At 56.7% G+C, this 21,471-nt stretch carries 17 protein-coding genes; 7 read left to right on the top strand and 10 right to left on the bottom strand.

Going from position 1 to position 21,471, the window contains the following annotated elements; all coding sequences use genetic code 11:
* Positions 1-133: 133 nt before the first annotated feature.
* From TK06_RS09800 to adeC, 7 genes are all read left to right on the top strand, one after another.
* Positions 134-1,021 carry a LysR family transcriptional regulator gene (locus TK06_RS09800; RefSeq protein ID WP_060743032.1) on the top strand — a complete coding sequence of 296 codons (888 nt, stop codon included), beginning with the start codon at positions 134-136 and terminating at the stop codon, positions 1,019-1,021.
* Between the two features lie 160 nt (positions 1,022-1,181).
* Positions 1,182-1,535, top strand: coding sequence for a cyclophilin-like fold protein (locus TK06_RS09795; RefSeq protein ID WP_060743031.1), 354 nt, complete (start codon positions 1,182-1,184; stop codon positions 1,533-1,535).
* Between the two features lie 100 nt (positions 1,536-1,635).
* A complete protein-coding gene (locus tag TK06_RS09790; RefSeq protein ID WP_060743030.1) occupies positions 1,636-2,541 on the top strand; it encodes a LysR family transcriptional regulator in 906 nt (301 codons plus the stop codon).
* 51 nt (positions 2,542-2,592) lie between these two features.
* A complete protein-coding gene (locus TK06_RS09785; RefSeq protein WP_063325120.1) occupies positions 2,593-3,771 on the top strand; it encodes an XdhC family protein in 1,179 nt (392 codons plus the stop codon).
* Positions 3,772-4,202: 431 nt separating this feature from the next.
* A complete protein-coding gene (locus TK06_RS09780; protein WP_060743257.1) occupies positions 4,203-5,351 on the top strand; it encodes an efflux RND transporter periplasmic adaptor subunit in 1,149 nt (382 codons plus the stop codon).
* A gap of 3 nt (positions 5,352-5,354) precedes the next feature.
* Entirely contained in the window at positions 5,355-8,510 is a 3,156-nt protein-coding gene (locus TK06_RS09775) for an efflux RND transporter permease subunit (RefSeq protein WP_063321900.1), read from the top strand.
* A complete protein-coding gene (adeC, locus tag TK06_RS09770) occupies positions 8,507-9,931 on the top strand; it encodes an AdeC/AdeK/OprM family multidrug efflux complex outer membrane factor (RefSeq protein WP_063321899.1) in 1,425 nt (474 codons plus the stop codon). The genes TK06_RS09775 and adeC overlap by 4 nt, the downstream gene beginning before the upstream one ends.
* A gap of 119 nt (positions 9,932-10,050) precedes the next feature.
* Here the strand turns inward: adeC and TK06_RS09765 are convergent, their stop codons facing one another.
* The 10 genes from TK06_RS09765 to TK06_RS09720 form a co-directional block, all read right to left on the bottom strand.
* The gene (locus tag TK06_RS09765; RefSeq protein ID WP_060743027.1) at positions 10,051-10,446 is read right to left on the bottom strand and encodes a hypothetical protein; all 396 of its coding nucleotides are present in this window, start codon (positions 10,444-10,446) and stop codon (positions 10,051-10,053) included.
* 410 nt (positions 10,447-10,856) lie between these two features.
* Positions 10,857-12,026 carry a pyrroloquinoline quinone biosynthesis protein PqqE gene (pqqE, locus tag TK06_RS09760; RefSeq protein ID WP_063321898.1) on the bottom strand — a complete coding sequence of 390 codons (1,170 nt, stop codon included), beginning with the start codon at positions 12,024-12,026 and terminating at the stop codon, positions 10,857-10,859.
* Complete coding sequence (gene pqqD, locus TK06_RS09755) at positions 11,998-12,273, bottom strand: pyrroloquinoline quinone biosynthesis peptide chaperone PqqD (RefSeq protein WP_063321897.1); 276 nt, start codon at positions 12,271-12,273, stop codon at positions 11,998-12,000. The genes pqqE and pqqD overlap by 29 nt, the downstream gene beginning before the upstream one ends.
* Positions 12,270-13,022 (bottom strand): pyrroloquinoline-quinone synthase PqqC, encoded by a 753-nt coding sequence (gene pqqC / locus TK06_RS09750; RefSeq protein ID WP_063321896.1) that lies wholly within the window; start codon positions 13,020-13,022, stop codon positions 12,270-12,272. Before pqqC ends, pqqD begins: the two co-directional genes overlap by 4 nt.
* 11 nt (positions 13,023-13,033) lie before the next feature.
* Positions 13,034-13,945: a pyrroloquinoline quinone biosynthesis protein PqqB gene (gene pqqB, locus TK06_RS09745; protein WP_063321895.1), complete on the bottom strand. Its 912-nt coding sequence runs from the start codon at positions 13,943-13,945 to the stop codon at positions 13,034-13,036.
* Between the two features lie 72 nt (positions 13,946-14,017).
* Positions 14,018-14,092, bottom strand: coding sequence for a pyrroloquinoline quinone precursor peptide PqqA (pqqA, locus tag TK06_RS30740; RefSeq protein ID WP_020295432.1), 75 nt, complete (start codon positions 14,090-14,092; stop codon positions 14,018-14,020).
* Between the two features lie 333 nt (positions 14,093-14,425).
* Positions 14,426-15,754, bottom strand: coding sequence for a carbohydrate porin (locus TK06_RS09735; RefSeq protein WP_063321894.1), 1,329 nt, complete (start codon positions 15,752-15,754; stop codon positions 14,426-14,428).
* Between the two features lie 322 nt (positions 15,755-16,076).
* On the bottom strand, positions 16,077-17,234 hold the full coding sequence (gene tcuB / locus TK06_RS09730; protein ID WP_060743021.1) for a tricarballylate utilization 4Fe-4S protein TcuB: 1,158 nt from the start codon (positions 17,232-17,234) through the stop codon (positions 16,077-16,079).
* Entirely contained in the window at positions 17,221-18,675 is a 1,455-nt protein-coding gene (tcuA, locus tag TK06_RS09725; RefSeq protein WP_063321893.1) for an FAD-dependent tricarballylate dehydrogenase TcuA, read from the bottom strand. The genes tcuB and tcuA overlap by 14 nt, the downstream gene beginning before the upstream one ends.
* 323 nt (positions 18,676-18,998) lie before the next feature.
* Entirely contained in the window at positions 18,999-21,434 is a 2,436-nt protein-coding gene (locus TK06_RS09720) for a pyrroloquinoline quinone-dependent dehydrogenase (protein ID WP_063321892.1), read from the bottom strand.
* Positions 21,435-21,471: the final 37 nt, after the last annotated feature.

The raw sequence follows: 21,471 nt of genomic DNA, 5'->3' as shown, positions 1-21,471 counted from the left end.
CTCGCGTTGAATATAACGAAGTGTTGGTTAACGAGGTTGTTAATGTAACCGTCCCGCTTCGGCGCCACTAGCTAATCAGTCCTTAAAGGGGCTATAAGGCCTGCTAATTAATGATTCATGAGAGACTTGGACGATGGTCAGACGTAACCTCAATGATCTCTTATCGTTCGTAACGATCGCCCGTGAAGGCAGCTTCACTCGGGCTGCTTCCGTACTAGGGGTGACTCAATCTGCCCTCAGCCAGGCAATGAGTGGGTTAGAGGCCAGGCTGGAGATTCGCTTGCTTACACGAACCACGCGTAGCGTATCACCTACGGTAGCTGGCGAGCGTTTACTAAAAGCCATTGGTCATCGCTTTGACGAAATCGAGGCAGAACTCGACGAGCTGACTGAGATGCGTGATAAGCCTGCCGGCACCGTGCGTATTACCTGTGGTGAGCACATTCTTCGGGCACATTTGCTTCCCAAGCTCACGCCGCTTTTGCTCGATTATCCGGATATCAAGATAGAGTTCGATATCAATTATGGTTTTCGAGACATCGTCGCCGACCGTTTCGATGCAGGCGTTCGTTTGGGCGATACCATCGACAAGGATATGGTTGCGGTACCCATCGGTCCTCAACTGCGCATGGCCGCTGCGGCCTCCCCGAAGTATTTCGAAAGGCATCCAACGCCCAAAAAACCACGTGACCTGCTAAAGCACAGTTGTATCAATCAGCGTATGCAAACAGCAGGGGGGTTGTACGTTTGGGAGTTTGAACGTCGCGGTCAACCGTTGAATGTACGGGTGGATGGCCAACTCGTTTTCAACACCTCTCCCAGCATGGTGGATGCGGCTTTGGCTGGCTTAGGCATCGCCTATCTTCCTGAAGAAGAATTCGCACCGCATCTGGAAAATGGCCGCCTGGTTCGTGTGTTGGAGGATTGGTGTGCTCCATTCCCGGGTTACCATTTGTATTACCCAAGTCGCAGGCAGCCATCGCGGGCTTTCACGCTCGTCATGAATGCACTGCGTGTGTAAGGAAGATTGATAAATCTCATTCATGACTTCAATCGCTGTAAGGTATTTCAGTTTTTCTGTCAGCTGATACCTTCTGGCAGGAAAGCAATTTGGCTGTCAGATCAATTCGGGTCGGGGGTAGGGCGTGCCCCGCAGCCCATCGGAGCAAAGTGGAGCAACTATGAAAATACGCATCGATGTTTCAGGCGGCCCGGTTACGGCAACGCTCGACAACAACGATTCCTCCATAGATTTCGTTAAGCAGCTGCCGATGAAACTGACACTGGACGACTACGCCTCGACCGAGAAGATCAGCGTCCTGCCCGAGCCATTATCGACACAGGGCGCGCCAGCTGGCTTCACGCCTTCGGCGGGTGACATTGCCTTCTATGTGCCATGGGGAAATCTCGCCATTTTTTATAAAGGCTTCAAGTATTCGAGCGGCCTTATCAAACTCGGCAGAGTTGATTCCGGTCTGGACATACTCGCGCGCCCAGGCCCCCTCGAAGTGAAGATCACATTGGTCGATGAGTGATCCCCCAAAGCGATCAGAACCATGCCGGTAAAACTGTCTGTGGCGTAGGGGGCGGTGAGGTCTTTTCGTTCATACGTTTCACACCAATGGCAGAGAACCAATGCAGCTGACTCGTGCCAACTTTGGCGATTTTATCTACTTTTTAGCCGTCGCCCGCCATTCCAGCTTCAGTCGTGCGGGTGTTGAGGTGGGGATAAGTGCGTCTGCGCTGAGCCACGCTATCAAGGGGCTGGAGGCGAGATTGGGGGTTCGTTTGCTCAATCGCACGACCCGCAGCGTCACCCTGACGGCAGCCGGTGAAGAACTGCTGGCACTGATAAGCGAACCTGTCGACAAAATCGACCAGGCCATTGAGCTGTTGAATAAGTTCCGTGATGAGCCCACGGGTCGTATACGGCTGAATGTTTTCAGCGACGCGGCGCTTCTTTTGTTGGCACCCGTTTTATCGACATTTGCCCATCGTTATCCCGATATCGAAGTGGAAGTCTCAACCACCAACAGTATGGTCGACATTGTTGAAGGAGGCTTCGACGCTGGGATCAGGTATGGCGCTACCGTACCTGAAGGCATGATTGCCCAAAGCCTCTCCCCCCCTGTTCGATGGGTCGTGGTAGGAACCCCCGATTACCTCGACCGATGTGGCATGCCTCTGCACCCAGAGGATTTGAAACAGCACAGTTGTTTAAGGTTTCGGCTAGGCAACGGTCGGATGTACAACTGGGAGTTTGAGAAAGAGGGTGAAAAATTAGAGATCCCAGTGTCCGGTAATGTCGTGTTGGATGAGACGCGGATGATGCTCGCCATGGTCACCCAGGGCGCTGGGCTGACTTATTGTGCCGAACCCATTGTCGCGCCGCTTGTAGCGGAAGGAACTTTACAAGTGGTTTTGGAGGATTGGGTCAGTGTTGGTCCAGGCTTCCATATCTATTACTCAAGCTACCGGCAGGTGCCGATCACGCTGCGTTTGCTGATCGACTTGATCAGAGAGTTGCACCCGCTTGGATAGTTGGCGATCGACCGCGACTTTGCCGGATTCGCTTTGGGAGAGAGATCTGATATGTCCAGTTTGAACGCATTGCTCGATGCCATCCACGTCGAACAGAACGAGGGTCGAGAGTCTGTACTCGCCACCGTTGTGAAAGTCGAGGGTTCGGCGTATCGCCGTCCGGGGGCGCGCATGCTCGTTTCACAATATGGACGTCCGGAGGGCACTATCAGTGGTGGCTGTCTGGAGGCTGATGTGGTGCGAAAGGCCTGGTGGCTAAGTGAGTCGGGCCCGGTGATTCGTAGCTACAGCACGGCCGAGGCCACAGACGAAGAGGGCGGTGAAGAGTCCCTTGGTTTCGGGCTGGGCTGCAACGGCAAGGTATATGTGTTGTTTGAGCGAATACCAGCTACAAAGCAATGCGCTGTGCTTGATGCTTTACGCAAAGTAAGAAGCAACCAGAGACCCGTAGCAATCGCAACGGTAATAGCGGGCTCACGCAATAGCCGTACAGATGTTGGAGACCGTGTGTTCCTGGAATCTGGCGCGGCGCCCTTCGGGGGACTCTACCATCCTGCACTGAACGAGCGAATTACCGCTGATCTGCGTCTCACATTGGACCAGCAAAAATCTACGCGGCAACGCTATACCGAAGGCTACGCAGAGGTAGAGGTTTTTCTAGAATACGTCGCGCCACCACCGCGTCTGATGATCTTTGGGGCGGGCCATGATGCGCAGCCGTTGGTACGGATCGCAAAAATCTTGGGGTGGCATGTCACCGTTGTTGATAGTCGCCCACATTTCGCCCGTCCGGAACGTTTTCCCGAAGCGGATCGGGTGTTGAGCGCCGATATAGGCGGGCCTTTCGAATTTCGAAAATTTGTGGAGGGGGCGTGTGTGGCGGTAATGTCCCATAGCCTGAGCCAGGATGCGCATTGGTTGAAAGGCGCGTTACAAGGTAATCCCCGTTACGTCGGTCAGCTCGGGCCGCGTGATCGAACCGAGCGTCTGCTTGATGAAATAACGCGACAGACAAACAGCCTGCCTGCGCTGGACCGATTGCACTATCCAATGGGTTTGGATTTGGGTGGAGACACCCCGGAAAGTGTGGCGATGGCGGTGCTTGGGGAGATGCAGGCCGTCCTGAATGGGCGAGCGGGTGGAAGTCTGAAGTTGCGGACGTCAACGATCCACGAAACTTGTCAGCTTGAGCCCAGATGTTCCCGTGAATTATCCATGGCAGAGTCGTAGAAGGCTTGAGTTGGAAGCTCCGGCAGGATATGAGCCTCGCCGATGCGCTGCACGCATTCGAGGCCAAAACTGATAAAAACTCACTAATCGAAATGCTGTCCTCCGTTAATCGCTGGATATAGAGCGTTGTGAGTAATCTGCAAAATTCTGAAAACATTTTATTGCTGAATATCACTCATTGGTGATTTCAGTAAAGTCGGGCTAATCCTCAGGCCCCTCCATTGTTAGCATGCTCACATAACAATCCAATGCGCAGCGCATTGGCTCATCGGGTTTATTAACCCGGTCAATAAGCTTGATCTTCGCACCGCGCCTCTTGCGCGTACTTGCCGAACTCTGTCTCCCCATTGCCGTCAGCAGCTGTTTCAGCCTGTGCTGCGGCAGTTTGCAAACTCATGCGCGCATTTTTCAGCGCGATGTTCGAGGACTTTATGCCATTCAAGCCTATCTTTCCTGCTTTGGTGACCGCCATTGCTTTTGCCACGATGCTCAGTGGATGCAACAAGGAGCAGGCTGCTGCTACCCCGGCGCAAGCCCCTCAAGTCAGTGTGGTGACCCTGAAACCTCAGGCGGTGACCTTGTTCAACGACCTGCCCGGGCGTACCAGTGCCTACCGCCTTGCTGAGGTTCGGCCGCAGGTGGATGGCATCGTCCTGAAACGCTTGTTCAAGGAAGGCGCAGATATCAAGGCTGGTCAGCAGCTTTATCAGATCGATCCATCAACTTACGAGGTGACGCTCGCCAGTGCGCAGGCCAGTTTGGAGCAATCTCGCTCGCTGACCACCCGGTATCGGCAACTGATCGATGAGCAGGCGGTGAGCAAGCAGGAGTATGACACCGCTCGATCTCAGCAGATGCAGGCAGAGGCACAAGTCAAGGGCGCCCAGATCAATCTGAGATATACCAAAATGTTCGCGCCCATCAGCGGGCGAATTGGACGTTCGGCTGTGACCGAGGGTGCGCTAGTTTCTAATGGCCAAGCAGCCCCCCTTGCGATTATCCAGCAACTCGACCCCATTTATGTCGATGTCACTCAGCCTTATGGCGAGGTGCTCAAACTGCGTCGGGCTCTTGAAAGCGGGCAGTTGCAGAAAACTGCTGACAGGGCTGCGAAAGTCAGCCTGACACTTCAGGACGGTAGCCAGTATCCGCTGCAGGGTTCGCTGGAGTTTTCAGAAGTCTCCGTCGACGAAGCAACCGGCTCGGTCACCCTGCGCGCCGTGTTCCCCAACCCCGATCACTTGCTGCTGCCCGGGATTTTTGTGCATGCGCGGTTGCAGGAGGGGGTCGCCGAGCAGGCCATTCTTGCTCCACAGATTGGTGTGACCCGGGATCTCAAGGGCACCCCGACCGCCATGGTCGTTACCGCCGATAACAAAGTCGAGCAACGCCAGCTCAAGGTTGGCCGCACCGTCGGTGCGAATGTGCTGGTGGAAAGCGGCTTGAGCGCCGGAGACAAAATCATCGTCGAAGGGCTTCAGTTCATTAAGCCGGGGATCACCGTGGTCGCTCAGGAAGCGATGACAGATGAGGCGAACAGAGCCCCTGTAGCGCTAAACACCAGCGCTAAGGCGGAGTAGACCATGTCGAAGTATTTTATTGATAGACCGATCTTCGCGTGGGTGCTTGCACTGATCATCATGCTCGTTGGGGCATTGTCGATCCTCAATTTGCCGATCAATCAATACCCTGACATCGCACCGCCCGCTGTCGCGATTCAGGTTTCTTACCCCGGTGCTTCCGCGCAGACAGTGCAAGATACGGTCGTGCAAGTGATCGAGCAGCAGATGAACGGCATCGACAATCTGCGCTACATCTCTTCGGAGAGTAATGCCGATGGCAGCATGCGAATCATCGTGACCTTCAACCAGGGTACCAACCCGGATATTGCCCAGGTTCAGGTACAGAACAAGCTGAACCTGGCCACGCCGCTGTTGCCGCGGGAAGTGCAGCAGCAAGGGCTGCGCGTCACAAAATTCCAACAGAATTTCATGATGTTCATCGGTCTGGTTTCCACCGATGGAAAACATACCAAGGAGGACCTATCCAACTACATCGTCTCAAATATCCAGGACCCGATTTCGAGGACTTCAGGTGTTGGTGACTTTCAGATTTGGGGCACGCAATACGCCATGCGAGTCTGGCTGGACCCGGCCAAACTGAACCAGTTCCAGTTGACGCCAGTCGACGTGACCGAGGCGATTGAGGCGCAGAACGTACAGGTAGCTTCGGGCACGATCGGTGGTCTTCCTGCGCGCAAAGGTACGGTGTTTACCGCAACTATCATCGGCAAGACGCGACTGCAGACCTCCGAGCAATTTGGTGACATTTTGCTTAAGGTCAATAGCGACGGCTCCCAGGTGCGCCTGAGTGATGTGGCTGATATCAGTTTGGGCGGTGAAAACTACAGCATCAACGCCCAAGCCAATGGCAAGCCTGCCTCGGGTATCGCCATCCGCTTGGCCACAGGCGCCAACGCCCTTGATACCGCCAGGGCGATTCGCGCCACGGTCGACCGACTGAAACCATTCTTCCCGGCCGGGATTGAAGCGGTGTACCCGTATGACACGACGCCGGTGGTCACCGAATCCATCAGCGGAGTGATGCATACACTGGGCGAGGCGGTAGTTCTGGTCTTTCTGGTCATGCTGCTGTTTTTGCAAAATCTGCGCGCCACCATCATTACGACTTTGACAGTGCCCGTTGTGTTGTTGGGTACGTTCGGCGTCCTTGCCGCGGCCGGCTTCTCTATCAATACCTTGACCATGTTCGGCATGATCCTGGCGATTGGATTACTCGTCGACGATGCGATTGTGGTGGTTGAAAACGTCGAACGGGTGATGGCGGAGGAGCACCTGTCACCCAGGGAGGCCACGCGCAAATCGATGGGGCAGATCCAGGGAGCGCTGGTGGGTATTGCCTTGGTGCTTTCGGCGGTGCTGTTGCCCATGGCTTTCTTTGGTGGCTCCACTGGCGTGATCTACCGGCAGTTCTCGATCACTATCGTATCGGCCATGGCGCTTTCGGTATTTGTTGCTTTGGTATTCACCCCGGCGCTTTGCGCCACGCTGCTCAAGCCCATCGATCCGACAAAGCACGGTCAGCCCAAGCGCGGTTTTTTTGGATGGTTCAACAGACGGTTCGATGCCTGCGTCAACGGATATGAGCAGGGCGTAGGCCAGATCATTCGGCATAGGGTGCCGGGCTTTATGGTTTACCTGGTAATCGTCGCCGGCACGATCTGGATGTTCGCCCGGATACCGACCTCGTTCCTGCCCGATGAAGACCAGGGTTTGATTTTTACGCAGGTGCAGACGCCGGCCAACAGCTCGGCTGAGACCACGCAAAAAGTGCTTGATCGCATGAGTCAGTACTTGCTGGACAAAGAGCACGGAGAAGGTAAAGCCGTTGCGACGGTGTTCACCGTTAACGGCTTCAACTTTGCCGGCCGCGGGCAGAATTCAGGGATTGCGTTCGTCAACCTGAAGCCATGGGATGAACGAGACAGTGACAATACTGTGTTCAAAATTGCCCAGCGTGCCCAGCAAGAGTTCCTGAAGTACCGCGACGCCCTGGTATATGCGGTGGTTCCGCCTTCGGTACTGGAGTTGGGTAACGCCACCGGCTTCGATTTCTACCTGCAGGACCAGGATAGCGTGGGCCATCAAAAACTCATGGAAGCGCGCGGCAAGTTTCTTGAGCTGGCTGCCCAGAGCCCGGTCCTCGCCGGTGTTCGCCCAAACGGCTTGGCCGACGAGCCACAGTACCACCTGACCATCGACGACGAGCGCGCGCGGGCGATGGGTATTTCTCTGGCCGATATCAACACCACGCTGTCAGTGGCATACGGCAGTAGTTATGTGAACGATTTCGTTGATCGCGGCCGAGTTAAGCGGGTGTACGTACAGGGCCAGCCTGACTCGCGCAGCACCGCAGAGGATCTGAGTAAATGGTTCGTGCGTAACAACCAGGGTCAGATGGTCCCGTTCTCGGCATTTGCGAGTGCCGAGTGGATCTTCGGCTCACCAAAACTGTCGCGCTACAACGGCGTTCCTGCCGAGCAAATTCTCGGGACTCCCGCCCCGGGTTACAGCTCTGGCCAGGCGATGGCGGAGGTCGAGCGAATTGCAGAACAACTGCCGCCCGGCGTAGGCATCTCTTTTACCGGGTTGTCCTATGAAGAGCGTCTTTCAGGGTCACAAGCGCCTGCTCTGTATGCGCTGTCGATTCTCGTCGTGTTTCTATGTCTGGCGGCACTCTATGAAAGCTGGTCGATCCCGATTGCGGTCATCTTGGTCGTGCCTCTTGGGGTAATCGGCGCGCTAATGGCCACGGCATTGCGGGGACTGTCCAACGACGTGTTCTTCCAAGTGGGTCTGTTGGTGACTGTGGGGTTGGCGGCGAAGAATGCGATCCTGATCGTCGAGTTTGCCAAGGAATTGAATGAGAAAGGTCAACCGTTGCTTGAAGCGACGGTCGAGGCTTGTCGTATGCGTCTGCGTCCGATCGTCATGACGTCCTTGGCATTCATTCTCGGCGTGCTGCCTCTGACCATTTCCAGCGGAGCCGGCTCGGGCAGTCAACACGCCATCGGCACGGGCGTGATAGGCGGCATGATAACGGCCACCGTTCTGGCGATTTTTTGGGTTCCCCTGTTCTTCGTTTCCATTTCAACCTTGTTTAAAGGCAGCCGCAAGAAGCGGGACGAAACTGCTATGCGTGAGGAGGCAGGCCAATGACTCGCTCTTTAATCGGTCTCGCGATCACCGCCGCTGTTCTGAGTGGTTGCTCGCTGATTCCTGAGTATCAGCGACCGCAGGCACCAGTTGCGGCGCACTATCCGCAGGGTCCTGCCTATCAGGCGGCCAACGCCGCCGATCAGGCCGCAGTGGAGCAGGGGTGGCGCGAGTTTTTCCACGATCCCGCATTGCAGCGATTGATCCAGACCGCCTTGATCAATAATCGCGACCTGAAGGTCGCGGCACTGAACGTTGAGGCTTACCGGGCGCAGTACCGAATCCAGAGAGCTGACCTGTTTCCTGCGATCGGCGCCAACGCCAGCGGAACGCGTCAGCGGCTGCCGAGCGCTCAGTCGCAGCCTGGTCAGCCCAGTATTTCCAGCCAATATGACGTCAACCTGGGAATCAGTTCGTACGAGCTGGATCTGTTTGGTCGCATCGCCAGTCTCAGCCAGCAGGCACTGGAAACTTATCTGTCTACCGCCCAGGCACGACGTTCAGCCCAGATCAGCATCGTTTCGAGCGTGGCCAATGCCTACCTCACCTGGCAAGCCGACCGTGAATTGCTCAAGCTCACCGAGAACACGCTGGGCACCTACGAGGAGAGCCTACGTCTGACCACCCGGAGCAATCAGGTGGGTGTGGTTTCTGCGCTTGATCTCGCACAGGCGCGTACCTCGGTGCAAGGTGCGCGGGCGAGCTTGGCAAACTACCAGCGCCGGGTAGCCGAAGACGAGAATGCTTTGGTGCTTCTTCTCGGTACAGGACTGCCCGCCGATTTGCCAGAGCCACAGTCCTTGGATGGCGACTTGCTCGCCAACGTACCGGCCGGACTGCCTAGTGATTTACTCGTCCGCCGCCCTGACATCCTAGCTGCCGAGCATTCGCTCCTGGCGGCTAACGCAAATATCGGTGCGGCGCGAGCGGCGTTTTTTCCTAGCATCAGCCTTACGGCAAATGCTGGCACCTCGAGCGCGAATCTGGATGGGCTGTTCAAGAGTAGCTCAGGCAGTTGGGCGTTTTCCCCTACCATCAGCTTGCCGATTTTCAATGCTGGCGCGTTACGCGCTAGTCTGGATTACTCAAAGATCCAGAAAGACATTGGTGTGGCCAACTACGAGAAAGCTATCCAGACTGCTTTCCAGGAAGTCTCCGACGGGTTGACTGCACGTAAAACTTACGTCGACCAGCTGCAGGCACAGAAGGATCTCGTTAACGCCAGCCAAGATTATTATCAGCTTGCCGAGCGTCGCTATCGAATCGGCGTGGACAGCCACCTGACTTTCCTGGACGCGCAGCGCTCGCTGTTTAGCAGCCAACAAGGGCTGATCAACGATCGTCTTGCGCAGTTGCAGGCTGAAGTGAGCTTGTATCGTGCACTGGGTGGGGGATGGAACGAGCGGGGCACGCATAAACTCTGAGGGCGACTAAGCAAAAACGCCCGGCGATAGGCCGGGCGTTATTGTTTTAGCGTGGAGTGAAACTGTCATGATTACTGTGTACTTAGGTGGTACCTCGCTGTCACCTGCTCTGCGGGAAATTACAAGCAGGGCATTTTGTCAGTTTGAGCCAAGGTATTACCTTTGCTGTCAATAAGTTCAATTTTTACCTCTTTTCCCGCACTACTTTCCATCAAGGTGTAACGTTCATTCGGTAAGAAGTTGTCATAGGACAGGGTGGCAACACAGCGGTGTTGGCTTTCCTGGTAGCCCTTGGTAACTACCCCAACTTCCATCGTATGCGCCCCTGGCGATACTTTGAAATAAGTCAGGTTCTCTGCACGTTGCGTATCCAGGCGTCTGGCCAGCATTTCATCACCGATCTGCTCGTGAAGATTGACAATGGATTCGCCATCCTTAAGCGTCGGAAGTTCAGTCGCGCAGCCAGCCAGGCCGGTGATTAAAATGATAGAAGCTGTAAGTTTTGCAAGGTTCATAAGTGTCCTGAGTTCTTTGGGGGTCGAGAATAGCTATAAGCTTGTTCTGAACCGTTAAATAGGGAAGGTTTTAAGCAAGCTGTTCCCGCCTAATAACGCATTGGCTTGGGAACGTGCGCCCGTTGCTTCTGTGGATGACGCGAGATGATCGAGGGCGGCAAGGGTTAAGATGCCTACTCGATATCCGGAATGAATTTGTTGTCGGTATGGAGATATTCTACAGGCTGATTTTTAATTGATTAGCCTGTGAGCTATTGATGCAGTGCTGAGCTTTACTCACTAATGATGAGCCATCCACGACGCCGGGCGCCTGAATCCCTCAGGTGTTGCAGGTGATATTTGCTGCGCGTTGGACGTTACCGTCATCGAATCTATCGTCGACCAATCAGTTGTTTCTGTCGCTGAGACGATCAGCCTTTAACGATGAGGCGCGAGTTTCGTTCATTGCGGAAGGCCAGTTCTTCAATGGTTTGCGTGGCGTACTCTGCGTCTTCGCGAGCCTGCAGGATTATCCCGTGATGTGCGGATTTACTACACACCGGATCAGCATTGCTGGCGTCCCCCGTGAGCATGAACGCCTGGCAGCGACAGCCACCGAAGTCCTTTTCTTTTTCATCGCAGGAGCGGCACGGTTCGGGCATCCAGTCATAACCGCGGAAACGGTTGAAACCGAACGAGTCGTACCAGATGTGCTGCATGCTGTGGTCGCGCACATTGGGAAACTGCACCGGTAGCTGTCGGGCACCGTGACAGGGCAATGCCGTGCCGTCCGGCGTGACGGTGAGGAAAATGCTGCCCCAGCCGTTCATGCAGCCCTTGGGGCGTTCTTCATAGTAGTCCGGCGTGACAAAGATCAACTTGCACGGATTGCCTTCGGCTTCCAGCTTGGCGCGGTACTCATTGGTGATGCGCTCGGCGCGTACCAGCTGCTCCCGGGTGGGCAGCAGGCCGACGCGGTTCAATTGCGCCCAGCCGTAGAACTGGCAGGTGGCGAGTTCGACGAAGTCGGCCTCCAGGGCAATGCACAGCTCGATGATGCGGTCGATCTTGTCGATATTGTGCCGGTGGGTCACGAAGTTCAGCACCATCGGATAGCCGTGAGCCTTCACCGCCCGGGCCATTTCCAGCTTTTGCGCGAAGGCTTTCTTCGAGCCGGCCAGGAGGTTGTTCACCTGCTCGTCGCTGGCCTGGAAACTGATCTGGATATGGTCCAGCCCGGCCTTCTTGAAGTCGCTGATTTTCTGTTCGGTCAAGCCGATGCCGGAGGTGATCAGGTTGGTATAGAAACCCAGCCTGCGCGCCTCGCCGATCAGTTCGGCCAGGTCCTGGCGCACCAGCGGCTCGCCACCGGAAAAACCCAACTGCGCGGCGCCCATTTCCCGGGCTTCGCGAAAGACCTTGAACCACTGCTCGGTGCTCAGCTCCTTGCCCTGCTCGGCGAAGTCCAACGGGTTGGAGCAGTACGGGCATTGCAACGGGCACCGATAGGTCAGCTCCGCCAGCAGCCACAGCGGCAGGCCGACTTCCGGCCTGGGCGGCAGGGCACGGGTGTCAGACAAGTTCGATCCAGTGCTGTGCACGGGCGACCTCCATGAATTGCTCGATGTCGTCACCAAGTTCCGGCACGTCGGGAAACTGCTTGGCCAACTCGTCGATGATGGTCGCGACATCCCGTTCGCCGTCGATCAGGCCACCGATCAGCGCAGCGCTGTCGTTCAACTTGATCATGCCTTCAGGATAGAGCAGCACGTGGCCTTTCTGGGCCGGTTCGTACTGGAAACGATAGCCGGGGCGCCAGCGCGGGGTTTGGCTGCGGTCGAAACTCATAAGGTAATTCCTTTGTGCCACACCCGTTGCCCGGTCACGCTGTGGTAGGGCGGGCGTTTCAATTCGTAGGCCATGCTCATGGCGTCGAGCATGCTCCAGAGGATGTCCAGTTTGAACTGGAGGATCTCCAGCATGCGCTCCTGGCCGGCGCGGGTGGTGTAGTGCTGCAAGGTAATCGCCAGCCCATGCTCCACGTCACGCCGGGCCTGGCCCAGGCGGGTGCGGAAGTATTCATAGCCGGTCGGGTCGATCCATGGGTAATGCTGCGGCCAGCTGTCCAGGCGCGACTGGTGGATCTGCGGGGCGAACAGTTCGGTCAGCGAGCTGCTGGCGGCCTCTTGCCAACTGGCCCGGCGGGCGAAGTTGACGTAGGCGTCCACGGCGAAACGCACACCTGGCAGTACCAATTCCTGGGAGCGCAGTTGATCGGGGTCCAGGCCCACGGCCTGGCCCAGCCGCAGCCAGGCTTCGATGCCGCCGTCTTCGCCGGGCGCGCCGTCATGGTCGAGCAGGCGCTGAATCCACTCACGGCGGATCTCCCGGTCCGGGCAGTTGGCCAGGATCGCCGCATCCTTGAGCGGGATGTTCACCTGGTAATAAAAACGGTTCGCGACCCAGCCCTGGATCTGCTCGCGAGTGGCGCGGCCTTCATACATCGCCACGTGGTACGGGTGATGGATGTGGTAATACGCGCCCTTGGCACGCAGGGCCGCTTCGAACTCGGCGGGGGACAGGGGGGTGTCAGTCATTTCGGGTGCTCCTACAGTTCAATACTCATGCCGTCGTAAGCCACTTCGACATTGCGCCGCACCAGCTCGGCCCGCTCGGCGGAGTCTTCATCGAGGATCGGGTTGGTGTTGTTGATATGGATAAGGACCTTGCGCTGATCGGGCAGTTGCTCCAGCACTTCCAGCATCCCGCCGGGACCATTCTGCGCCAGGTGGCCCATTTCCCGGCCGGTGCGGGTGCCAACGCCACGGCGCTGCATTTCATCGTCGTTCCACATCGTGCCGTCCACCAGCAGGCAATCGCTGCCGGCCATGATCTCCAGCAATGGCCCATCGACCTTGCCCAGGCCGGGGGCGTAGAACAGTTTGCCGTCGGTGCGCAGGTCTTCGACGATCAGCCCGATATTGTCGCCCGGGTGCGGGTCGAAGCGGTGCGGTGAATAGGGCGGTGCGGCGCTGCGCAGGGGCAGCGGGGTGAAGCGCAGGTTCGGGCAGGCCGGGATGGTGAACGATTGGTCGAGTTCGATACGGTTCCAGCTCAACCCGCCGTTCCAGTGGGTCAGCATGTTGAACAGCGGAAAGCCTGTGCTCAGGTCTTCATGGACCATGTCGGTGCACCAGACCTGGTGCGGGCACCCTTCGCGCAGGCTGAGCAGGCCGGTGGTGTGGTCGATCTGGCTGTCCATCAGGATGATCGCGCCAATGCCGGTGTCGCGCAGGGCCCGGCCCGGCTGCATCGGGGCGAACGCCTGGAGCTGGGCGCGAATGTCCGGGGAGGCGTTGCACAGCACCCAGTTCACACCGTCATCGGAAATCGCGATGGATGACTGAGTGCGCGCCTGGGCCCGCAGGCTGCCGTTGCGAAAACCTGCGCAATTGGCGCAGTTGCAGTTCCACTGGGGGAAACCGCCACCGGCCGCGGAACCTAGAATCTGGACGAACATGGCTGCTCCATCATTCTGGAACTTAAAATAAAGCGCCTCGGCAGGCCGAGGCGCTGTCCATCAGATACAAACTTAACGGTTTGCGAAGTACATGGTGACTTCAAAACCGATACGCAGGTCGGTGTAAGCAGGTTTGGACCAAGACATGAAAGTACTCCTATCAAGTGATGAGACGTTTGTCAGGTACATATTTCTGAGTTTGGTTGGGATCATTTTGCAGCGTTCCAAGGCGCGCCCAACCTACGGCGCCGTGTTTCGGCTGTTATACCTCGTCTTGTGCTGCCGGACGATCGGACAACAGGACGGCTTCGGGAAATTGCTCCAAGTACGAGAACGAGTGACTCGACAATTTAGAGGCCAGGGCGGCGACGCACTTCGTGAGCAGTTGAACTCGATTCTGTAGGCTGCAAAACGTCATTGTCGTAGTCTCCCGTGTTTGTGCGAATTCAGGCTGAAAATAAATTGCATAGGAAGAGCCTCTTACAGACTGGTCTCGAATTTCAAACCGGCCACCCATGCATCCCTGACCTCGCTGACTCCGCCAGGATTGCCTACAAATTGCAGGTTGGGGCGCACGGTCAGCCACTTGGTCACGCCGAAGCCATAGTAAATTTCCATGTTGGTTTCTGAGCTTTGTGTCGGTGTGTAGCGAGGGTCGTCGTAATCGCTCACCCCCGCCCGGTCGTTCAGTTGCTGCTGATGATCTGTGAAACGGTTATTCACATGGAGACTGGCGATGGCGACGCCGATCTCGTCATTCGGGCGAGATTTGAAGGGGGCCGTGTAGTAAGCGCCTACTTGCGCATAGCGATCGATCATATTGGTGGCTTTGTCATGCACGGTGGCATAGGCAAACACCGTCAGCCCGCGAGCAGCGAAGTCCGGATCTTTCCAGACTTGTTGTTGCCCGGCAATCCATGCGCCGTGTTTACTGTCGCGGGATTTTGCTATGCCGTTTTCTTCTGTGTTGACGTCGTTTGCGTCACGGCTGCTGTAATACGCCCCTACGCGATATTCCCCTGGCAGCCGTCCGGCTCCCAGCGACGTGGTATGGACCAGCTCGACAGGTACCAAGGTACCCTCATTGCCGCTGCCGCTGAGTTTGAAGCCGTTACCTATTTCCAGGTAGGAAGGGTTTTGTTCGTACGCACCGATCTGCGCATAAGTGTTATCGCTCAATGCGACCTTTACACGGCCCGCCCATTGAGTGATTGGCCAGTTATAAATGATATCGCCGGCCCAGTTACCAGGCTGCGCGCCGCAAAATGCCAAGTTCTGGAATTTGCAGGGGAAGCTGCCGAAGTCCTCGCCAAAATTCATGCGACCCAGTTTGATATCCAGCCCGCCGTCAAAGAACTTTTGACGATACCAGAGTTGCGTAAGTCGCCAGGTCTGGCCGCGCCCGTATACCTCTTGAACCTGACTGATGCCTCCCACACGAGGATCGGTGAGTACATCGTTGGTTAGATTGCGCCCGTTACGATCCGATATGGTGAATTGAAAATCAGCATCTTCCCAGCCAAGTATTTTCTCAAGGTCAAAATTGCTCATCAGCGCAAGTTGGTCGGTATACCGCGCCGTGGTGTGCGAATCGTAGCCACCAGCAAGATTCGTCGCTGCGTCGCCCGTGTAGAGCACGTTAAAGGTATAACCTTTTTCCAGCAATTCTGTGCGTAGGCCGCCCCAGTCTCCCAACATCCAAGGGGATTCGGGACTGAAGGCTTCTTGTGCATGACTGTTGGCCGCTCCGCAAAGCAGCAGCAATGCGATGGAAGTATTAAGCGTGTTGCAGTTCAAATGAGTGGTCATGATAATCTCTGCTTTTGTTTTTATTAGTCAGATAATCGAACACATCTTCAGGTTGGTCTTCCGCTCGGAAGAGCATTAAAGAATGTCTGCAACGGTTGATCCCAGCGAAGCTCTACTGGATTTTTTGTGGACGCGTCGAGCTTGACGTGACACACGGTAAGTTGATAAGAAGACGGGACCTAAGTCATGTCACGTCTGTTCTTGAGAAATGTCTCGGTAATTTATTTGAGCATCTGTAAAACTCTCCTTGTGATTCTCATGAAGGTTACTTTCAACTTAACGGCGCCGAGGATGCCGTCGGCGCGCTCTTGAAAAACACCTGTCATTCGCCGCCCGCACTGATCGGGTTGGGCTGGCGTTTTTCAATGGTGTATTTCAGCAACGCAGCGCTGCGGAATATGCCGTGGGCGAATTTGCTGTAGGGCATGGTCAGGAAGAACGCCATGACCAGGCCCAGATGGATCGCAAGCAACAGGCCCAACGCACTGGTTTCGCGCCCAGCAAGCAATGCCAGGCCGCTGGCGCTGACCAGGAACAAGAGCGCGATGAAGCCACGGTCCATGGGTTTCTGGTTCTCATCACCCTGTTGCGGGTTACGCCGCAAATTCATCCAGAGCAAACCTGCCGGGCCGATCAACAGACCTACACCACCGAAAATGCCGAGCAATACCGGCAGGCTCAAAATCGGGTACGGCGCCGACCAATCCAGCAAAAAGTGATAAAGGGTGGCAACGCCCGTGGCTGCGAAGCACAACATGAACCCGTAGAAAGTGAGGTGATGAAAGCGGCGGCGCCAGAGGGTGAATTCGTCGTCAGCGTTGTTGCAGCCTTCCCCATGTCCGCCGTCCAGGTACTTGAGTTGTGCGACGTTGGCGCCGGCCTCCAGTGCTGCACTGGCTTTCAACGGCAGCGGTGCCTCGGCGGGTGAGATTTCGCGCCAGAATCGACGCACGCCGATGCCTAGGGCCAACACGGCGAAACCGAACACCGCACTGAACATCAGTGCCAACGTGTTGTGTGGAAAGATCTTGTAGAAGTTACCGTCTGGCATGGCAATGAACAGGTTGCCCATGATCATCAAGGTCAGCGATAGGAACAGCGCCAACCCCGCGCCTGAAGCCAGTGCCAAGGTAAGGCCGTTGCGTTGGTACAATTTGCCCAGTGGCTGCGGCCAGGCGTAATTGGTGTAGGTTTCCAGACGTACCTTAGCCATGGCTTTGGGCACGTTGACGGCAAATTCGTGCGGGGCAGCGTATTGGCAGGCTGACAGGCATGCGCCGCAGTTGTGGCAAAGGTTCGCCAGGTAGTGAATGTCGGCCTGACCGAATTCCAGATGCCGGGTCATTGCGGGGAATACGGCACAGAAACCTTCGCAATAGCGGCAGGCATTGCAAATGGTCATCTGCCGTCCGACTTCGGTTTCCTGCAGGTTGAGGACCGGGATCAGTTGACTGGATACCTGGGGATCAAACAGCTGCATGTTGAAGCTCCGATTTCACAGGAGAAAGGCCAAACCCCGCACAAAGCGCGGCCTGTACGCCGGCGATTCGTCCGAAGGCGGTACCGATGGCCATGCCAATACCCGCGGTATAACCCTTGCCTAGTACGTTGCCAGCCATCATTTCTCCGGCGACAAACAGGTTCGGGCTGGCCTTGCCATCAAAGTGCACGGCGGCCGTTTCGTCGGTCGCCAAGCCGAGATAGGTAAAGGTGACACCTGGCTTGAGGGGGTAGGCGTAGTAGGGTGGTTTGGTGAGCGGCCTTGCCCAGTGAGTCTTGGCGGGAATAAGCCCTTCGGTATGGCAGTCGTCGAGCGTGGTGTGGTCGAACGTGCCGACATGGCAAGCGTTGTTGTAGTCTTCGATGGTTTTAACGAACTGCGTTTGCGGCAAGTTCAACAGGCGAGCAAGTTCTGGCAACGTCCGGGCTGTGGTTCCGGGGAACACCGGCGGCATGAAGCGGCCAAGCGCCTGTTGGTCGATAATCGAGTAGGCCTGCTGGTTGGGTTGTCCTGCAACCAGACGGCCCCAAATCGCATAACGCTTGGGCCAGAAATCCTCACCCTCATCGTAAAACCGTTCGCCATCGCGGTTGACAACCACGCCCAGGGACACGCAGTCGATGCGGGTACATATACCGCCGTCGTAAAGCGGAGCCCGGGCGTCGATGGCAACCATATGTGCCTGGGTCGGGTCGCCAACTGCATCGGCGCCAAGATCGAGCATTCGTCGCAACAACACACCGGTATTGAAGCGAGTGCCGCGGATCAGAAAGTTGTCCGATGGCCATTCACCACGCTCGTTTTGGCCCCAAGCCTCCCGTAACCATTCACGGTTGGACTCAAACCCGCCAGCCGCCAGGACGCAAGCGCGTGCTTCGATACGCTCCGCTGGGAATCGCTGTCCACCTACCATGCGTTCGGCCAGGTGAGCTGCGACGAAAGCACCGTTTTCCAGTTCTATGTCGGTGACTTGAGCGTCATAACGGATCTTCACGCCCAGGCGTTCGGCGCTGCGAAAGTAGGCATTGACCAATGCCTTGCCGCCGCCCATGAAAAACGCGTTGGTGCGAGCCACATGAAGAGCACCCGACAAGGGCGGCTGAAAGTGCACACCATGTGAACGCATCCAATCACGGCAAGATGACGATGCGCGAATGGCGATGCGCGCCAGTTTCTCGTTGGTAAGACCACCGGTGACTTTAAGCAGATCTTGCCAATATTCTTCTTCGGGATAGGCATCGACCAGCACATCCTGAGGCGCATCGTGCATGCAGCGCAGGTTGCGCGTGTGCTGCGAATTTCCGCCGCGCCAGACTTTCGGCGAGCCTTCCAGCAGCATCACGCTGGCGCCAGCCTCTCGTGCCATCAATGCGGCACATAACGCAGCGTTGCCGCCACCTATCACCAGAACGTCGACCATCGTATCTCCTCGATTCACTGGCAGGGCGAAGTGACTGCCGGCCAGTGGATTAACCATAGGGATGGGCTCATCGCGGCGAAAGGCGGATTTAGAGGTGAGGGCTTCAGTTTTAGTGAAGGGTGATGTTTCTGTGCAGGGGGATATGTGGCAGGCGTTACCACTCTCCCTGAAATACAAAACGCCCGATGCTAATGCACCGGGCGTTTTGATACTGAAATGGATATAGACCCATTTCAGAGGCAGGCAAATTTGCCCTGTCCAAGACTTTGGAGACAGGTCGCGATGGCCTGGCTCCTTAGTCGATCAGCTATTGTCAGCAGCGATCACTTGCTGTCTGGAATTGCAAAGGCGACCAGCTTCGAACCAGGCTTCGTACGATAATGCGGGCGCCCACCTTCGGCGACCACCACAAATTGCCTTCCGCTCACAGGACTGCGGTAGGTCATGGGTGTGGCATTGGCGCTGGTGGCCAGGCGGCTGCTCCACAGCTCCCGGCCGGTGGCGGCATCCAAGGCACGGAACGTATGCTCTGCTGCACCACCGATAAATACCAGGCCGCCACGTGTCGTCACGGCGCCACCGGCGGTCGGTGTACCGATTGGGATGGAGACCAGGGTCGGCAGACCGAACGGGCCAATGTCACGCGGTGAGCCAAATGGCTTGGACCAGATGAGCTTGCCACTGACAAGATCAACAGCGCCAATCAGGCCCCAAGGCGGCGCATTGCAAGGAATGCCAAGCTGCGAAAGGAAGTTGACCCGATAAGCACCGTAGGGCGTGTCAAGCATAGGCTGCTCGGCTTGTCCCCCTGCGTCCAGACCCGGTGCAATCCTGAAATTGCGTTGCGTTGCTTCTTCGCGTGTGACCAACTCGATTCGGTCAGGGACCTGAGTCCAGTTGACGATCATCAGCCCACGATCAACGTCCAGCGAGATGCCATTCCAGTTCACACCCCCCATTGAACCGGGATCGATCAAGACATTTTTGTCGAGCGTGATGGGCGTGAACTGGCCCTCGTAGCGCGATTGTTTGAACATGATCCGGCAAACCATCTGGTCGATCGGCGTCGCCCCCCACATGTCTTTTTCGCGCAGTTGAGGCCCCCTGAAAGCAGGGAGCTCGACAGAGGCAGGTTGGGTAGGGGACAGCCATTCGCCTTTAGCAATATCACGCTGAGGCACAGGCTGTTCTTCCACCGCCTTGATCGGCTCGCCAGTCTCGCGGTCGAGCACGAAAATCTCGCCGCGCTTGGTTGGTTGGATCAGTGCTGGCCGCATGCCCTTTGCGGTAGGCCAATTCAACAGAGTGGGCTGAGAAGCGACGTCATAATCCCAGATGTCATGGTGCGTGGCCTGAAATTTCCAGCGCAGTCGACCAGTCTCCGCGTCGAGAGCGATCACCGCACTGGAGATGTCCTCGTCATAGGGACGGCGCTGCCCACCGTAAGCATCAGGTGTCGCGTTGCCCACTGGCAAATAGACAAGACCGAGCTTCTCATCCGCGCTGATCGGGGCCCAGCTGTTGGGCGTGGAAGGCGTGTAATACTGTCCTTCAGGTGGCAGGCCGAGGCGATTTGGCGCGCCGGCATCAAAGGCCCAGGCGAGTTCGCCTGTTACTGCATCAAACGCCCTGATAACGCCGGACGGACCACCCCAGTATTGCCCGTCGGGAATGCCGCCACCGACGACAATCTTGCCGCGGATGACTTGCGGTGCCGAGCTGACATAGAACAAGCCATGGGGGTAAGGTGCGACGCCCTTTGTCAGATCGACTGCGCCGTTGTTACCAAACCCAGGGCAATACTCACCGGTTTTCGCATCCAGTGCCACCAGCGTGGGGTTGTGGCTGGGGGCGTAGATGCGCTCTGAGCAAAACCCATTGGCGTCAGGCACTTTGTAGTACGCCACACCCCGACAAGGTTTGCCCGACTGCGGTACGCCGTTGGAAATGTCGCGGCGCCACAATTCTTTGCCGGTTTCCGCATCGAATGCATGGATACCGTTATTGCCATCACACGCGTACAGGGAGCTACCCATCATGATGGGGGTGCCTTCGATCGCGTTGAGATCGCCGTTCACTGGCGCCATGTCGGCTTCCCAGACTTTGACCAGTTTCGAGACGTTGGTTGTGTCTATGTCTGCAAGCGGACTGAAGCGGGTCCCGCCCTGGTCATTGCCGTAGGCTTGCCAGTCGGTACGCTCGTTGTTGGCCAGTGGTTCAGGTAGTTTCGCTGGCGCCTGCGATTGCACGCCGCGTCTCAACATCGGAAAGTCCGGGGCATCGGGTCCGAAAGCGTGGCTGACGCTCCCCAAAGCAATTGCTGCGACCAGACCGCCGGCAAACGATGGCCAGCCGCGTGGAAGTTTCCGGGTGCTCGGCGCTGGCTTGAGTCGGGTGAAATGCGGTAGCAGAAGTACTGCGCCGAGAACAAACGGACCAATGAGCCGCGGCGCCAGTTGCCAGCCGTTAAAACCCACCTCCCACAAACTCCAGGCCGTGGTCCAGACCAGCATTGCGGCATAGACCCAAATCCCTCGCGCATCGCCGCGCCAGAGAAGTACAGCGCTTGTGATGAAGGCCAGCCCGGTAATCAGGTAGTACGCAGAACCTGCGTCCGCAACCAAGATGATACCGCCAATGGAAAGGGCCAGCCCAAGCATCAGTAATACAATGGCAAAGATACGACATACCCATCGCGAGGCTTTTGTCGTATCGCGCTTGGCATTCAAAGAGTCAGGCTCTGCGCCAATAGGGGTCATAGGGGTTTCTCCATGTGATCAATAGGACACACGTGTG

The organism is Pseudomonas fluorescens (assembly GCF_001623525.1).
Lineage (GTDB): Bacteria > Pseudomonadota > Gammaproteobacteria > Pseudomonadales > Pseudomonadaceae > Aquipseudomonas > Aquipseudomonas fluorescens_Q.
Note: the sequence above shows the minus strand (reverse complement) of the source record. Positions and strands in the feature narration are given on the sequence as shown.

Excerpts from the sequence above, each read along its gene's own strand:
- tcuA (WP_063321893.1), bottom strand. The coding sequence starts at position 18,675 with ATGGTCGACGTTCTGGTGATAGGTGGCGGCAACGCTGCGTTATGTGCC.
- pqqB (WP_063321895.1), bottom strand. The coding sequence starts at position 13,945 with ATGTTCGTCCAGATTCTAGGTTCCGCGGCCGGTGGCGGTTTCCCCCAG.
- adeC (WP_063321899.1), top strand. The coding sequence starts at position 8,507 with ATGACTCGCTCTTTAATCGGTCTCGCGATCACCGCCGCTGTTCTGAGT.
- pqqC (WP_063321896.1), bottom strand. The coding sequence starts at position 13,022 with ATGACTGACACCCCCCTGTCCCCCGCCGAGTTCGAAGCGGCCCTGCGT.
- TK06_RS09785 (WP_063325120.1), top strand. The coding sequence starts at position 2,593 with ATGTCCAGTTTGAACGCATTGCTCGATGCCATCCACGTCGAACAGAAC.
- TK06_RS09775 (WP_063321900.1), top strand. The coding sequence starts at position 5,355 with ATGTCGAAGTATTTTATTGATAGACCGATCTTCGCGTGGGTGCTTGCA.
- TK06_RS09765 (WP_060743027.1), bottom strand. The coding sequence starts at position 10,446 with ATGAACCTTGCAAAACTTACAGCTTCTATCATTTTAATCACCGGCCTG.
- TK06_RS09720 (WP_063321892.1), bottom strand. The coding sequence starts at position 21,434 with ATGACCCCTATTGGCGCAGAGCCTGACTCTTTGAATGCCAAGCGCGAT.
- pqqD (WP_063321897.1), bottom strand. The coding sequence starts at position 12,273 with ATGAGTTTCGACCGCAGCCAAACCCCGCGCTGGCGCCCCGGCTATCGT.
- TK06_RS09735 (WP_063321894.1), bottom strand. The coding sequence starts at position 15,754 with ATGACCACTCATTTGAACTGCAACACGCTTAATACTTCCATCGCATTG.
- TK06_RS09800 (WP_060743032.1), top strand. The coding sequence starts at position 134 with ATGGTCAGACGTAACCTCAATGATCTCTTATCGTTCGTAACGATCGCC.
- tcuB (WP_060743021.1), bottom strand. The coding sequence starts at position 17,234 with ATGCAGCTGTTTGATCCCCAGGTATCCAGTCAACTGATCCCGGTCCTC.
- TK06_RS09790 (WP_060743030.1), top strand. The coding sequence starts at position 1,636 with ATGCAGCTGACTCGTGCCAACTTTGGCGATTTTATCTACTTTTTAGCC.
- TK06_RS09780 (WP_060743257.1), top strand. The coding sequence starts at position 4,203 with ATGCCATTCAAGCCTATCTTTCCTGCTTTGGTGACCGCCATTGCTTTT.
- TK06_RS09795 (WP_060743031.1), top strand. The coding sequence starts at position 1,182 with ATGAAAATACGCATCGATGTTTCAGGCGGCCCGGTTACGGCAACGCTC.